16 protein-coding genes are annotated in these 13,440 nt (G+C 35.4%); 5 read left to right on the forward strand and 11 right to left on the reverse strand.

Features of this window, described 5'->3' with window-relative positions; genetic code table 11:
• Nucleotides 1–47: 47 nt before the first annotated feature.
• On the reverse strand, nt 48–386 hold the full coding sequence (locus I600_RS05980) for a tRNA-binding protein (protein WP_058103562.1): 339 nt from the start codon (nt 384–386) through the stop codon (nt 48–50).
• Nucleotides 386–688 carry a hypothetical protein gene (locus I600_RS05985; RefSeq protein WP_058103563.1) on the reverse strand — a complete coding sequence of 101 codons (303 nt, stop codon included), beginning with the start codon at nt 686–688 and terminating at the stop codon, nt 386–388. Before I600_RS05985 ends, I600_RS05980 begins: the two co-directional genes overlap by 1 nt.
• Nucleotides 689–777: 89 nt before the next feature.
• Here I600_RS05985 and I600_RS05990 point away from each other — a divergent pair, with 89 nt between their 5' ends.
• Together I600_RS05990 and I600_RS05995 are read left to right on the forward strand one after the other, a co-directional pair.
• The gene (locus I600_RS05990; protein WP_058103564.1) at nt 778–1,332 is read left to right on the forward strand and encodes a thioredoxin family protein; all 555 of its coding nucleotides are present in this window, start codon (nt 778–780) and stop codon (nt 1,330–1,332) included.
• Nucleotides 1,333–1,364: 32 nt separating this feature from the next.
• Complete coding sequence (locus I600_RS05995) at nt 1,365–1,892, forward strand: GNAT family N-acetyltransferase (RefSeq protein WP_058103565.1); 528 nt, start codon at nt 1,365–1,367, stop codon at nt 1,890–1,892.
• Nucleotides 1,893–1,896: 4 nt separating this feature from the next.
• Here I600_RS05995 and I600_RS06000 read toward each other — a convergent pair whose 3' ends face one another.
• On the reverse strand, nt 1,897–2,433 hold the full coding sequence (locus I600_RS06000; RefSeq protein WP_058103566.1) for a YfiT family bacillithiol transferase: 537 nt from the start codon (nt 2,431–2,433) through the stop codon (nt 1,897–1,899).
• A gap of 108 nt (nt 2,434–2,541) precedes the next feature.
• On the opposite strand from I600_RS06000, the gene I600_RS06005 reads away from it, so the two are divergent.
• On the forward strand, nt 2,542–3,180 hold the full coding sequence (locus I600_RS06005) for a peroxiredoxin (protein ID WP_058103567.1): 639 nt from the start codon (nt 2,542–2,544) through the stop codon (nt 3,178–3,180).
• A gap of 129 nt (nt 3,181–3,309) precedes the next feature.
• Nucleotides 3,310–3,504, forward strand: coding sequence for a cold-shock protein (locus I600_RS06010; RefSeq protein ID WP_027064347.1), 195 nt, complete (start codon nt 3,310–3,312; stop codon nt 3,502–3,504).
• Nucleotides 3,505–3,813: 309 nt separating this feature from the next.
• On the opposite strand, the gene I600_RS06015 is transcribed toward I600_RS06010, so the two are convergent.
• From I600_RS06015 to I600_RS06025, 3 genes are all read right to left on the reverse strand, one after another.
• A complete protein-coding gene (locus tag I600_RS06015) occupies nt 3,814–4,746 on the reverse strand; it encodes a peptidylprolyl isomerase (protein ID WP_058103568.1) in 933 nt (310 codons plus the stop codon).
• A gap of 110 nt (nt 4,747–4,856) precedes the next feature.
• Nucleotides 4,857–6,251, reverse strand: coding sequence for a M28 family peptidase (locus I600_RS06020; RefSeq protein ID WP_058103569.1), 1,395 nt, complete (start codon nt 6,249–6,251; stop codon nt 4,857–4,859).
• Nucleotides 6,223–7,104 (reverse strand): PPK2 family polyphosphate kinase, encoded by an 882-nt coding sequence (locus I600_RS06025; protein WP_058103570.1) that lies wholly within the window; start codon nt 7,102–7,104, stop codon nt 6,223–6,225. The genes I600_RS06020 and I600_RS06025 overlap by 29 nt, the downstream gene beginning before the upstream one ends.
• Nucleotides 7,105–7,296: 192 nt before the next feature.
• On the opposite strand from I600_RS06025, the gene I600_RS06030 reads away from it, so the two are divergent.
• Entirely contained in the window at nt 7,297–7,995 is a 699-nt protein-coding gene (locus I600_RS06030; RefSeq protein WP_058103571.1) for a hypothetical protein, read from the forward strand.
• 4 nt (nt 7,996–7,999) lie between these two features.
• Here I600_RS06030 and I600_RS06035 read toward each other — a convergent pair whose 3' ends face one another.
• Genes I600_RS06035 through I600_RS06055 form a run of 5 tightly spaced genes read right to left on the reverse strand, consistent with a single transcriptional unit; the run spans nt 8,000 to nt 13,253 of the window.
• Nucleotides 8,000–9,163, reverse strand: coding sequence for a sigma-54-dependent transcriptional regulator (locus I600_RS06035; protein WP_058103572.1), 1,164 nt, complete (start codon nt 9,161–9,163; stop codon nt 8,000–8,002).
• 9 nt (nt 9,164–9,172) lie between these two features.
• A complete protein-coding gene (locus I600_RS06040) occupies nt 9,173–10,057 on the reverse strand; it encodes a DUF6268 family outer membrane beta-barrel protein (protein ID WP_143751709.1) in 885 nt (294 codons plus the stop codon).
• On the reverse strand, nt 10,044–10,976 hold the full coding sequence (locus I600_RS06045; RefSeq protein ID WP_058103574.1) for a mechanosensitive ion channel family protein: 933 nt from the start codon (nt 10,974–10,976) through the stop codon (nt 10,044–10,046). The genes I600_RS06040 and I600_RS06045 overlap by 14 nt, the downstream gene beginning before the upstream one ends.
• Complete coding sequence (locus I600_RS06050) at nt 10,976–12,322, reverse strand: ABC transporter permease (protein WP_058103575.1); 1,347 nt, start codon at nt 12,320–12,322, stop codon at nt 10,976–10,978. Before I600_RS06050 ends, I600_RS06045 begins: the two co-directional genes overlap by 1 nt.
• On the reverse strand, nt 12,315–13,253 hold the full coding sequence (locus I600_RS06055; RefSeq protein ID WP_058103576.1) for an ABC transporter ATP-binding protein: 939 nt from the start codon (nt 13,251–13,253) through the stop codon (nt 12,315–12,317). Before I600_RS06055 ends, I600_RS06050 begins: the two co-directional genes overlap by 8 nt.
• Between the last annotated feature and the right edge of the window lie 187 nt (nt 13,254–13,440).

Consider the following 13,440-nt stretch of genomic DNA (forward strand, 5'->3'; position numbering starts at 1 on the left):
AATCAAAGTTAATATGTATGTTATCTAATATATTCTCAGTCAAAAATTTAGGAAATTTTCAATCCGTTAGGTACTGTCATTTGAGGTTGCAGCAACACTACCGAACTGTTCTCTACAGCACCCAATATAAGACATTCGCTCATAAAATTAGCTATTTGCTTTTTTGGAAAGTTGACAACAGCTATGACCTGAAGCCCTACGATATCTTCCTTATCATATTTTTCGGTAATTTGAGCCGATGTTTTTTTAACCCCTATTTCAGGTCCAAAATCAATGTCTAATTTGAAAGACGGGTTTCTAGCTTCCGGAAAATCATAGACCGCCGTTACAGTTCCGGTTCGCATATCAATTTTACTGAAATCTTCCCACGAGATTGTTGTTTCCATTAAGTAAGTCTAAGTTTTTCAATTAAATCTTTGGGCACATTACCTGCATACATACCGTAAGCATCTACCAATAACCCTTTTTCACCAGTACTGGTTTCAATCACATACAATATAGTATTATCATCTGGATTACTCATACCCTCAAAACGATAAAATTTCACCACATCTAGCTCAGTAGCTTTATGAATTTTCTTTTTGCTCTTATTTTCTATACCTGCATCGCACAGATTAAAATCTTCTGTATAACCTTCAGCCTGTAAAGCTTCTATTGCAACAGATAATGATACATATGACTTTTCCATGATATTAAAATTTTAAGGATTATGAATTATATAAAGTAAATACAAGCTCCATTAATTTGTTAACTTAGTACATTAAAATTTTAGTTGGTATGGCAAGAACAGAAAGTAATATGTTGGCATTGGGAACCGTAGCGCCAGAATTTAGTTTAATGGACACGGTTAGCGAAAAAACCATGAACCTTCATGCCATGAACGGTGAAGTTGGCACTCTAATAATGTTTATTTGTAATCATTGCCCATTTGTTATCCATGTAAACCCTGAAATAGTTAAAATGGCTAAAGAGTTCCAAAGCAAGGGTATTCAATTTATTGCCATTTCTAGTAATGATGTTGAAAAATATCCAGAGGATGCGCCTCACTTTATGCGAATTAAGGCTAAAGCTGAAAATTATACCTTTCCATATCTTTATGACGAAGATCAGACAGTGGCAAAAGCTTACGATGCCGCTTGTACTCCAGATTTTTTTCTTTTTGACAATGAATTAAAATTGGTCTATAGAGGTCAGTTAGACGACTCTAGACCAGGTAATGGCTCACCACTAACCGGCATTGATTTGAGAAATGCAATGGAAAATCTCATTCACGGAAGAGAAATAAGTGCTATTCAAAAGCCAAGTATAGGCTGTAATATTAAATGGAAATAGGACAAGCTTAATCTTATACATCTATACCGTTGATGAATATCGATATAACATTTCAAGAGTTGACCCCTGCATTGCATGATATTTATATAAAAACAGGTATAACCTCTTACAATCAACACTATAGACACTTATGGCCAAATGGGGATACCACCACCTACATTGAACATAGTTTTACCAAAACAATTTTAGAAGAGGAAGACAACAATAAAAATAGCGCTCTATATTTAATAAAATCAGGTATAGATTACGTAGGTCTTTTAAAGATTACTTTTCATAAAAACATTAAAGGTTTAGAAGCTAAAGATGCGCTTTACCTAGATAAAATTTATATTCTTAAAGAATTTGCCGGTAAAGGTGTAGGTAACAAAAGCCTTAATTTTGTTGAAAGCATAGCCAAAAAGCTATCTAAAAAAGCGATCTTTTTGGAATCAATGCAGAAGGGACCTGCCTTACCATTCTATCTTAAGAATGATTTTGATATTGTTGCTGAAAGCACGGTACCCTTCAAAAATGTCATAGAGGAAGAAAAGCCAATGTTTCTTCTAAAAAAGATGATTTAATCCGCTACCACCCCATTCTGTCGGCTAAACTTTTAATATGCGCAAAGTGATGGTTACTATGCCAAGCATATTTTCCAATATTCTCCGCTACAGATACATTTACATTACCATCTGGATGAATATAGCTATTCTCCATATCTTCAGGCGTTAACCTCTTTAACAGGTACACCAACTTAGCATGAAGGGCCGTTAAATAGGAAAGAGATAAAGCAATAGGGGCAGTTCTGGCATCGATCAAATTACTCCATTCCTTTTCCTGATATACTTTGATCAAAGGTCTGTTCTCCGTTAAGGCCCATTTAAAACGTGTGTAGCTATGATGATGACTATCTGCCATATGGTGTACTACTTGACGAACTGTCCACCCCCCTTCTCGGTAGGGAGTATCCAATTGTGTTTCAGAAAAATTATCTACTAGTGCAGACAGACGTTTTGGCAAGGTTTCCAATACCTCTATCCATTTACTTAAATCTTCATTTGTGATATTCTCCGGACACTCAAAGCGCCCGATGGGGTATTTTAATTTATCAAGTTCTTCCATACCCTAAAAGTAAAAATTTTAATAGACTTTTAACCCGAAAACTTTAGCCAAGGACATTTAATCTACTAATTTTATAGGATAAATTTAAACATCTAAAAATATACCATTATGGCAACAATACGTTTAGGCGATAAAGCTCCAAATTTCACGGCAGATAGTTCTATGGGAACAATTAATTTATATGACTACCTTGGTGACAGTTGGGGTATTTTATTTTCACACCCTGCAGATTTCACCCCAGTTTGTACTACCGAATTGGGCACTGCTGCTAAATTCAAAGATGAATTCGACAAAAGGAACGTTAAAATGATCGCGCTTAGTGTTGATGGTGCTGCATCTCATGCTGAATGGATCAAGGACATTAACGAAGTACAGAACACTGTGGTGAATTTCCCAATAATTGCAGATGAGGACAAAAAAGTTTCTGATCTATATGATATGATACACCCAAATGCGGATAACAATCTTACCGTACGCTCTGTATTCATCATTGCACCGGACAAGACCGTAAAATTAACGTTGACCTACCCAGCATCAACTGGTCGTAACTTTTATGAACTTTTAAGGGTAATAGATTCATTGCAACTAACAGCGTACCACAAGGTAGCAACACCAGCAAACTGGGAACAAGGTAAAGAGGTAGTTGTAAGTCCGGCTATAAGTACTGCAGATGCAAAAGATATATTTTCAAAGGGAGTAACAGAGGTCAAACCCTATTTAAGAATGACTCCAGACCCTACTGCATAGGCATAAAAACAAGTTCATTCTCAATACATTAGACGTCAATTATTAACCTTAAGATAACCTGTAAGAATTTAAGTAGTTAAACAAAAAAAAACTATCTTCGCACTTTAATTAATATTTAATTTTTCTATTATGAGTAAAGGAACAGTAAAATTCTTCAATGATTCCAAAGGTTACGGATTTATCACTGAAGATGGTTCAAACGAAGATCATTTTGTACACATTTCTGGCTTAATCGATGAAGTTCGAGAAGGTGATGTTGTGGAATTTGAACTACAACAAGGTAAAAAAGGATTAAACGCCGTTAATGTGAAAGTAATTGACTAGGTAACGATTTAACTTTTTTATAGTATGAAACCCGAACTTATTAGTTCGGGTTTTTTTTATTCTTTTTTTTTTAGATCCTACGCAACCTTTTAGGTAAATACATATCTATTGAATAAACAAGTCTGGTTCCCCTACCTTATACATGTATTTATGACCACATTTTTGACCGTATTTTTAGTTCTGATGATTATTAACATCATTTTACTTTTAGGTAGTTTCGTTACTAGAAAAAAGTAGATTACTAGAACAAAAAAAACACCCATAATTTAAAATTATAGGTGTTTCATTATTTTTTTAAGTATTAGGTAATTAACCTACCTTCATTAACTCTACATCAAAAATCAATGTAGCATTAGGAGGTATTACCCCACCTGCACCGGCAGAACCATATGCCAAGTCTGAAGGAATAACAAATCGTGCCTTATCACCCACTTGTAATAAGGAGATACCCTCATCCCAGCCTGGTATTACCTGACCAATTCCTAATTGAAAATCAATTGGGGAATTACGCTTATAAGAAGAATCGAAAACTTGACCGTTTAAAAGTGATCCTTCATAATGTACAGACACTTTTTCTCCTTTTTCCGCTTTGGCGCCATCACCTTTCTGAATCATTTTATAACGAAGACCGGATGCCGTAGATTCAAAACCTGCAGCAACCTTATCTAGTTCAGCTTCTTGTTTTGCCTTTTCTGCTGCCAATCTTGCTTCACCAGATGCATTGAAATCTTCAAAGGCCTTTAATGCATTCCACTTTTCAGCTTCATCACCTACCCTAACAATTTCTAAAGATTCAATTACATCATTTTGAGCAATTGCATCCACTACTTCTTGCCCAGCTGCTACATGACCAAATACAGTATGCTTATTATCTAACCAAGGTGTTGGTACATGAGTAATAAAAAACTGGCTTCCATTGGTTCCAGGACCTGCATTAGCCATAGAAAGCACCCCTGGAGTGTCATGTTTTAATTCTGGATGGAACTCATCATCAAATTTATATCCTGCATCACCGGTACCGGTACCTTGAGGACAACCACCCTGAATCATAAAATCTGGAATAACCCTATGAAATTTTAAACCGTTGTAGTATGGCTCACCTTTAGCTTTAGCACTATTTTCTTTATCACCTTCTGCCAAAGCAACAAAATTACCTACGGTACCAGGTGTTTTATCATAAGTTAACTTAACTAGTATTTCGCCTTTACTTGTATTGAACTTGGCGTAAATTCCTTCTTCCATTATTGTATTTTTTAGTAAGCCGCAAAGGTAAAGAATTTTAACGGTTTGTACCTTTGACGGTCATTTTTGAAATTTACACTTTCCTTAATTTCACAAGCCCTAACCTAAAACTAAAAGCCATAAGCGTCTACCAAATAAACTAAGCTTGCCATTGTTGCCGCACCCAACTGTAGTTCTCGTCTATTTACATGTTCAAAAGTGTCGTTTTCTGCATGATGATGATCAAAATAACGTTGAGAATCAGGTCTTAGACCTGCCATTACCAGACCATCTTTTTTTAGAGGTCCTATATCTGCACCAGCAAAACCTTTTTCAAAATAATGTACAAGATAAGGTTCGAACAAATTTTTCCATTTCAAGACCTTTTCGAAATTCTCTTGAGAGCTATCAAAGGTAAAACCTCTAGGAGTAAACCCACCCGAATCACTTTCTAAAGCAAAAATGTGTTTTTCATTATTTGAGATAGCAACCTCAGCATATTTATTACCGCCTCGCAATCCGTTTTCCTCATTCATAAAAAGAACGACCCTAACAGTACGTTTTGGTTTGTATCCTGTTTTTTTGAAAAGATTTAAAACCTCCATACTTTGTACACAGCCAGCACCATCATCATGGGAACCGTCACCTAAGTCCCACGAGTCTAAATGACCGCCTACGACAATAATTTCCTCTGGCTTTTCAGAACCTTTTATTTCTGCAATTACATTATAAGATTCTACATCCTTGAACTGTTTACAATTCTGTTTGAAGTAGAAGTTAATTTCCGGATTCAATTTTAAGGAAGTACTCAACATTTCTGCCGCATTGGTACTGATAGCTGCAGCAGGAATTCTCTCTGACTCTGGCTGATCACCATAGGTCATAGACCCCGTATGCGGAAAATCATCCAACCTTAAGTTCATTGAACGTACGATAACCCCCAACGCTCCGTATTTGGATGCCTCCAATGCCCCGGCATATCTCTGATCCACACAATTGGAATACGCTGTAAACGTATTAATTTCAGTAGCGTCCATTGGTCTGTTGAAAAAAACGATTTTTCCTTCAATTTTATCCTTGCCCAAGGTCGTTAACTGCTCAACACCCTCAACTTCAATAATATTGGCTTTTATTCCCTTTGGCGGGGTTGCCACCGAGCCACCCAATGCACAAATGGCAACATTTGTAGTTATACCCGGTGTTGTTTCAAAATAAGCAAATTCTGGAGTTCCTCTAACCCATTTTGGCACCAAGACAGGTTGCAACCACACCCGATCAACACCTAAAGAATCTAACTGAGACTTTGTATAATCAACCCCTTGCTGAGCTTGCACGGACCCGGACAATCTACCCCCAATTTGGTTAGACAAATAATTTAACCACTCATAACCTTTACCTTCGGTAAGTGCTAAATCATACATTTTTTTGATCTGTACCTCATCTTTACTCTGTGATTTACCCACAGCTATAAAAGCGATCATACATATTAGAGCTAGCTTACTGCTCACTTTGTAATTGTTCTTCATAGCTGTCTAAATTAGCCATTATTTTTTCGCTCAACATAGGCTCTTTAATATCTTTGTATTTTTTTAACGATTGCAATAAAATATTTGCAACAATTACACGGGTTGCCTTTTTATTATCCGCAGGAACTGCAAACCATGGTGCGTGTTCATGTGTAGTTTTACTTATAGCCTCTTCATAGCACTTTTGGTACACAGACCACAATTTACGTTCCTTTAAGTCTCCGGGAGAAAACTTCCAATGTTTTTCCTTGATAGCAAGTCTTCTTAATAAACGCTGTCTTTGCTCTTCTTTTGAAAGATTTAGAAAAAACTTAAATATCAATGTACCGTTTTCAGCTAAATGTCTTTCAAAATCATTGATTTGCTCAAACCTTTTATCCCAAAACTTTTGATCAATGTCTTCTACGGTATGTATACCGGGAATATGTTCATTTAAAATATACTCTGGGTGTACCCTAGTGACAAGAACATTTTCATAATGGGTTCTATTGAAAACGCCAAATTTTCCCTTTGCAGGCAAGACCAAGTAATGTCTCCACAAGTAATTATGACTTAATTCCAATTCAGTAGGCACCTTAAAACTATGAACCTCTACGCCACTTACGTTAAAGTCTTTGAACACCTCACGAATAAGGCTATCTTTCCCTGCTGTATCCATACCTTGTAGACATACTAAAATACTATACTTACCATGTGCGTAAATAGTATCTTGAAACTCCCCAAGCTCTCTTCTAACTTTAGATAAGTCTTTTTTTAACTCTTTATCAGATTTACCAAAATCTTCAAATGTCTCATTTTCAGATATTTTAAAATCTTTAGTTGCTTTATATTTCTCTATATTTATATTATTCATACTGAAATATAAAATATTAAACCTACGAATACTAATAATTTAGAAAACTGTTAAAACTGTTAAAACTGATTTTACAGCTTTCCGTTTAACGTGATTGAACGGTATTGTATCGAAAATAATATTTTCAATAGGGTAAAGCATATAAATTTATGCCTGTAAGGTCCCAACTCTTACACCCAAAAACACCTACTTATGAAGAAAAATTTCATTTTTTTCTACACTATTGTTCTATTCTCCTTTCCCACATTTGCCAACAATGTGGAATGTGAGTATGCCAATTCAAACATGGGTTATGCAAAATCCCAAATAACTGCCGCCCTACAAACACAAGACATCAACCAAGCCAGATTTTACGCCTACAAGGCTTTAAACGCCTTGGAAAAATCTAAAGAACAGCTGAATATTTGCGGTTGTAAATTTGCTAAAACCAGTATGTACGAGAATATAGAAGTACTTACCCTAGCAACAAGGTCAACAACTCTAGAAGGCACTATTAGCTACTTAAATGAATCTATAGAACTGACCAATAACACTATTATGGTATTGGAATCTCACGATACGCATGACAGCGTGTATTCCAACGATGAATTATCTGTAAATACGACTACATCTACTTCAAATACCAGCATTAAAAAAACACCAGAAAAAGGTAAAAGCCTTTTTGAAACTATAGACATCTCTTTAGAGAAATACAGACTCTCACTTAACAAGGTAGTTGAAAGTGTAAATTGTAAAGAGGCTACCGCATTTGCTACTAGAATTTATGAGGAATGCGAAGCTCAATTATTAAAACCTAATATTACAGAAGGAAGTAAATATTACAATTTACGCACCAAAGAGATAACCCAAGAAGCTTTGAACAGAATTGGTAATTGCTCTGCCGCTAAATAAAAGGTTATTTACTAGCGAACAATTTTACATCATCTTCTGAAACTTGTTGACCACCAAGAATTATTAGGCGTTCAACTACATTTCTAAGTTCACGAATGTTCCCGGTCCAATCATAGGCCTTAAGTAAATCAATAGCTTTACTAGAGAAGGTTTTACCTGCCATACCTTGCTCTTCAGCTATTTTCTTAGAGAAATGTTCTATTAACAAGGGAATATCATCTCTTCTATCATTTAAACTAGGCACTTGAATCAATATCACTGCTAGTCTATGATATAGATCTTCTCTAAAATTACCCTCTTCAATCTCCTTTTTCAAGTCTTTATTCGTTGCCGCCACTACACGAACATCTACTTTTATATCCTTATCCGTACCTACACGAGAGATTTTACTTTCTTGAAGTGCCCTTAATACTTTGGCTTGAGCGGACAAACTCATATCACCAATTTCATCTAGGAAAATAGTTCCCTTATTGGCAGCCTCAAACTTACCCGCCCTATCTTTAACAGCAGATGTAAAAGCACCTTTTACATGTCCAAAAAGCTCACTTTCAATTAATTCTGAAGGTATTGCAGCACAATTAACTTCAATAAATGGTGCTGAACTCCTAGCGCTTTTCTCATGTAACCAATGAGCTACAAGCTCTTTACCCGTACCATTTGAACCTGTAATAAGAACACGCGCATCAGTAGGCGCTACTTTTTCAATGATCTCTTTTATAATGTTTATCTCATTACTTTCACCGATCATCTCATAATTCTTACTCACCTTTTTCTTTAGGTTTTTATTCTCAACGACCAAAACCTTACGATCCAAGGCATTTCTTACGGTGGTAAGCAATCTATTTAAATCCGGTGGTTTTGAGATATAGTCAAAAGCACCTAACCTCATAGTATTTACAGCAGTATCTAAATCTCCATGCCCAGAAATCATAATGAAAGGAATTTCCGGTTTTATCTTTCTAGCCGCTTCCAATACTTCTACGCCATCCATTTTTGGCATTTTAATATCGCAAAGCACCAAATCATAGTCGTTGTTCTTTATGGTTTCCAATCCTCTTAATCCGTCTTCGGCCTCCTCTACTGAATAAGAGTCGCTTTCTTCAGATAAAATTTTAACCAACACCCTTCTAATTGCCGCTTCATCTTCTATTACTAATATTTTTGACATAACTGCTTTTTAAATTCCTATTCTAATTCCTGTTCTAAAGTAAAGTCCGGCCGCATCGTTCAACGTGAAAATATCTTCTCTTTCTTCGTTTCTTAATGCACTATTTTGATAGATGGATCTACCACCTATAAAGTAGACGGACATATCTTTAGTTATTTTATACTGATAACCTAATGTCAATAATAATGCCGTTGAAGACACATCAGTAGATAAATTGTTACCAGACAATAAAATATCGTTTTGAATATTGACATAATATCCATCTAAAAATACTTCGGTTTGAAAAAAATGACCTTTCTTGGTAAAATATTTCATTCCTGATTTTGGTGCCCCCAATACATAAGACCAATTGGGGTGGAACCTTTTTTCATAATACACAAAAGGCAACGGAACGTCTATAGGAGAAGTGCCATTATATGAAATTCCTAAAACCAACATATATGGCTTTTCTACATCCTTTACGTTTTTATATGCACCAACCGTATAGTTCATGTTAAAGTCATCTTCTTGTAGTTCTTCAACAAAATTAGATGACCACCTTGGTGTTACAACACCTATTAGATTCCACTTTTCACTTAATTTATATAAATAAGCAAAATTTACATCCAACACGTGGAACTTGCTTAAATCGCCAGCATCCGGAAATAAATCATCTGGCACCTCAAAATTATATCTGTTATATTCAGCCCCCAACACTACGTAATCTTTTTTATCACGGACCGCAAAGGGAACGTTGAGCACCAATTTTATACGTGAAGTCTCTACCTCACCGCTATTTTCCGGCATCAACATATACTCTAACCTTAACACATCTGGCGTTTGAGAATAAAAGGGCTCAACAACAAACATCATTAAACACAGAATTCCCAGGCAAGCATACTTATGCTTTATCATCACTATTTGTATTTGATACATTGCTGTGTTGAAAAGGTGCCTGTTGATACAAATGAACATCTCTTTGCGGAAAAGGAATAGAAATATTATGCTTTCTGAATTCAGCATCTATTTTATACCTTACTTCACTCTTTATTTTGGGATCTGTAAAGCTATCGGTAATGTAAAAATTAACAGCAAAAACTAGCGCCGAATCACCAAAATCTTCAAAAATAACAAATGGTTTTGGGCTTTTTAATATGCTTCTTTGCCCCTTAATAACATCCAATAATATTTTGGTCACTAAATCAATATCACTACCGTAAGCTACACCAACACGTACCAACTCTCGTGTAGTTTTATGGTTTTGAGTATAGTTGTACACTATATCACTAATAAATTTGTGATTGGGAATTATGATCACCTTATCATCTCTGGTAATTGCCCTTGTGGTACGCAATTTAATTTCAAATACCTTACCGACTTTATTGTCAATTTCAATGATATCCCCAACTCTTAAAGACTTGTCTACAATGATAAAAATACCACCAATAATATCCTGAAAAATTTCTTGTAAAGCCAGTCCAAGTCCGACGAATAAAGCAGCGGATGCCGTAATTAGAATGGTAATATCTATACCTGCAGCGCTCATAGTAAAAAGAATCACAACAACGTAGACCAGATATTTAATAAACTTGAAAATACTGATAAACTTCAGCTTATCATCCATTTCCATTTTTCTGGTAAAAAATCTACGAATTGCTTGTAAAACCGTACTGGTAAGTAAAAAAGCTACCGTAAGCAGTAACAGAAGCCCTACAGTAATATGGATGGATTTTTCACCATCACCAAATTGATAGCCTAGGTCCAAGAATTTTTTAATGGTTCCCCAAACATCATCTTCTATTATTTCCTTTATTTTCTCTGTACCCTCCTGCATTATGACGAGTATTTAAGCCATTTATACAATTCTTTATAAGTAGGTTTTTTACCGTACATTAAAATTCCCACTCGGTAAATTTTTGCGGCAACCCAAACAATACCTATAAATGTACCTATTAAAATTAAAATAGATGTAATCAATTGCCATAACGGTACACCACCTTCACCTATACCCCAAGGCAAACGCATTAACATAACAATTGGCGAGGTTAACGGAAAAAGAGAGAAAGCAACGGCTATTGGTCCGTTAGGGTTACTGAAAACCGAAAAGAAGCCAACATAAATAGCTAGCATTAACGGAAGTATTACCGGGAAAATGAATTGCTGTGTATCGGTCTCATTATCTACCGCAGCGCCAATTGCTGCATATATAGAACTATAAATTAAATAACCCAGAACAAAATAAATTATAAAAAACACTAGCATTGCTATAATCGGAATCTCAAAAATTTCTTGGGCATATAACTGTACATTTTGTGTAAGGGCATCTACATCTACATTTGCCCCGTTCACCATACCTGGAGCAACACCACCACCTTTGGTTAAGCTCGCAGGATCAATATCAAAAATAGCCAAGCCAACTATCAATAATATTCCACCAGAGATAATCCAAATTCCAAATTGCGTAATACCCGCTAACGAGGTACCAATTATTTTACCCATCATTAAATGAAAAGGTTTCACTGATGAAATAATGACCTCAATTATTCTACTGGTTTTTTCCTCAATAACGCTACGCATAACAAAACCACCATATATAATAATGAACATCATAATAAGGTAACCAAACGCCCCACCTATTATGGCCTTTATCTCATTGATACCTTTTACGTTCTGTGTACCATCAAAAGTTTCAATATTGATGGAATAATCGCGATCCATTTCAGCATATTCTTTGGGAGACACACCCAACTCACGCAATCTTTCTTGCCGTAATCTGCTATTAATGGAAGATTCTAATTTATCTAATATGGTAGAGCTAGGAGCATCTTGGCTATAAAAAAAAGCTCTTTTTGCCACCTTCTCCAAACTAGATTCGTTAGGCAAATAAATTAGACCGTAAAAACCCAAACTTAATGTAGAGTCTTTGGCCTGTGCTAGTGAGATGTTGTTAAAGTTGATGTATGATGTAGCTTCTGATGTTACAAATTCATTTGCAAAATATTCGCTTTCGTTCAATACACCTATTACCTTTTTATCATTGTCATTTAATTGCGTTAAATATGCAATCAACAATATCATACCTACCATTAGAAAAGGGCTCAAAAAGGTCATAACCACAAAAGACTTATTGCGAACTTTGGCTATGTATTCTCTTTTAATAATTAGAGGTAATTTATTCATGAGCGATATTTTTGTTCTGAATAGTTTTAATAAAAATATCGTTTGCAGAAGGTATCGTCTCCTTAAACTCATTGACGTTTGCCCTTGAACCTAGAAATGATAGAATTTCCCTAGACTCATTTGAGGGTAGTTGCACCTCTAAATTCAACTGATTTTCCAGAACATCATATTGATGGTCAAGAATCTGAAATTTACTTTTCATCTCGTTCATCAACAATTCTTGATTATCCGTTTGTAAACCAATTTTAAAAATATTGTTTTTATATGCTTTTTTAATATCGGATAATTTACCGTCAAGTATTTTTTCGGATTTATGAATTAAGGCAATATGCTCACATAATTCTTCTACAGATTCCATTCTATGTGTTGAAAATATAATAGAAGTACCTTTATCCTTTAAGCTTAGGATTTGCTCTTTAATGATATTGGCGTTGATAGGGTCAAAGCCACTAAAAGGCTCGTCAAAAATCAATAATTTGGGTTCATGAAGTACCGTGACAACAAATTGAATTTTTTGGGCCATACCTTTAGAAAGCTCCTGAATCTTTTTGTTCCACCAATCACCTATCTCCAGTCTTTCAAACCAATACTTAAGCCGCTTTTTTGCCTCAGCTTTTGACAGTCCCTTTAATTGAGCTAAATACAATGCCTGCTCACCTACCTTCATGCTCTTGTACAGTCCTCGCTCTTCGGGCAGATACCCAATCTGTGCAATGTGCTCGGTTTTTAACAGCTCGCCGTCAAAATATACCTTACCCTGGTCAGGAAAAGTAATCTGATTAATAATACGTATCAATGTAGTCTTACCAGCACCATTTGGTCCCAATAAACCATAAATACTATTCTTAGGAATTTCTAGGGAAACGTTTTTTAATGCCGTATGGCTCCCAAACTGTTTGGTGACATCATTAGCTACCAAAATGTGACTCATGTACTCAATTTCTACAAAGATATTGAATTGTTTTGACCTGCTATACTCTTTATGATTCCTTTATACCAAACCAATTACAGTAGAGATAAGCATGAAACGAAGTGCCCTAAAAAGCAAAACCCACCCTTAATAAATCAAGGATGGGAAAAAAATTGCTATGAAAAAGAAAATTAATATTGGTCGCCCA

The sequence above is a fragment of the Maribacter dokdonensis DSW-8 genome (assembly GCF_001447995.1).
Lineage (GTDB): Bacteria > Bacteroidota > Bacteroidia > Flavobacteriales > Flavobacteriaceae > Maribacter > Maribacter dokdonensis.

Excerpts from the sequence above, each read along its gene's own strand:
- I600_RS05980 (WP_058103562.1), bottom strand. The coding sequence starts at position 386 with ATGGAAACAACAATCTCGTGGGAAGATTTCAGTAAAATTGATATGCGA.
- I600_RS05985 (WP_058103563.1), bottom strand. The coding sequence starts at position 688 with ATGGAAAAGTCATATGTATCATTATCTGTTGCAATAGAAGCTTTACAG.
- I600_RS05990 (WP_058103564.1), top strand. The coding sequence starts at position 778 with ATGGCAAGAACAGAAAGTAATATGTTGGCATTGGGAACCGTAGCGCCA.
- I600_RS05995 (WP_058103565.1), top strand. The coding sequence starts at position 1,365 with ATGAATATCGATATAACATTTCAAGAGTTGACCCCTGCATTGCATGAT.
- I600_RS06000 (WP_058103566.1), bottom strand. The coding sequence starts at position 2,433 with ATGGAAGAACTTGATAAATTAAAATACCCCATCGGGCGCTTTGAGTGT.
- I600_RS06005 (WP_058103567.1), top strand. The coding sequence starts at position 2,542 with ATGGCAACAATACGTTTAGGCGATAAAGCTCCAAATTTCACGGCAGAT.
- I600_RS06010 (WP_027064347.1), top strand. The coding sequence starts at position 3,310 with ATGAGTAAAGGAACAGTAAAATTCTTCAATGATTCCAAAGGTTACGGA.
- I600_RS06015 (WP_058103568.1), bottom strand. The coding sequence starts at position 4,746 with ATGGAAGAAGGAATTTACGCCAAGTTCAATACAAGTAAAGGCGAAATA.
- I600_RS06020 (WP_058103569.1), bottom strand. The coding sequence starts at position 6,251 with ATGAAGAACAATTACAAAGTGAGCAGTAAGCTAGCTCTAATATGTATG.
- I600_RS06025 (WP_058103570.1), bottom strand. The coding sequence starts at position 7,104 with ATGAATAATATAAATATAGAGAAATATAAAGCAACTAAAGATTTTAAA.
- I600_RS06030 (WP_058103571.1), top strand. The coding sequence starts at position 7,297 with ATGAAGAAAAATTTCATTTTTTTCTACACTATTGTTCTATTCTCCTTT.
- I600_RS06035 (WP_058103572.1), bottom strand. The coding sequence starts at position 9,163 with ATGTCAAAAATATTAGTAATAGAAGATGAAGCGGCAATTAGAAGGGTG.
- I600_RS06040 (WP_143751709.1), bottom strand. The coding sequence starts at position 10,057 with ATGATAAAGCATAAGTATGCTTGCCTGGGAATTCTGTGTTTAATGATG.
- I600_RS06045 (WP_058103574.1), bottom strand. The coding sequence starts at position 10,976 with ATGCAGGAGGGTACAGAGAAAATAAAGGAAATAATAGAAGATGATGTT.
- I600_RS06050 (WP_058103575.1), bottom strand. The coding sequence starts at position 12,322 with ATGAATAAATTACCTCTAATTATTAAAAGAGAATACATAGCCAAAGTT.
- I600_RS06055 (WP_058103576.1), bottom strand. The coding sequence starts at position 13,253 with ATGAGTCACATTTTGGTAGCTAATGATGTCACCAAACAGTTTGGGAGC.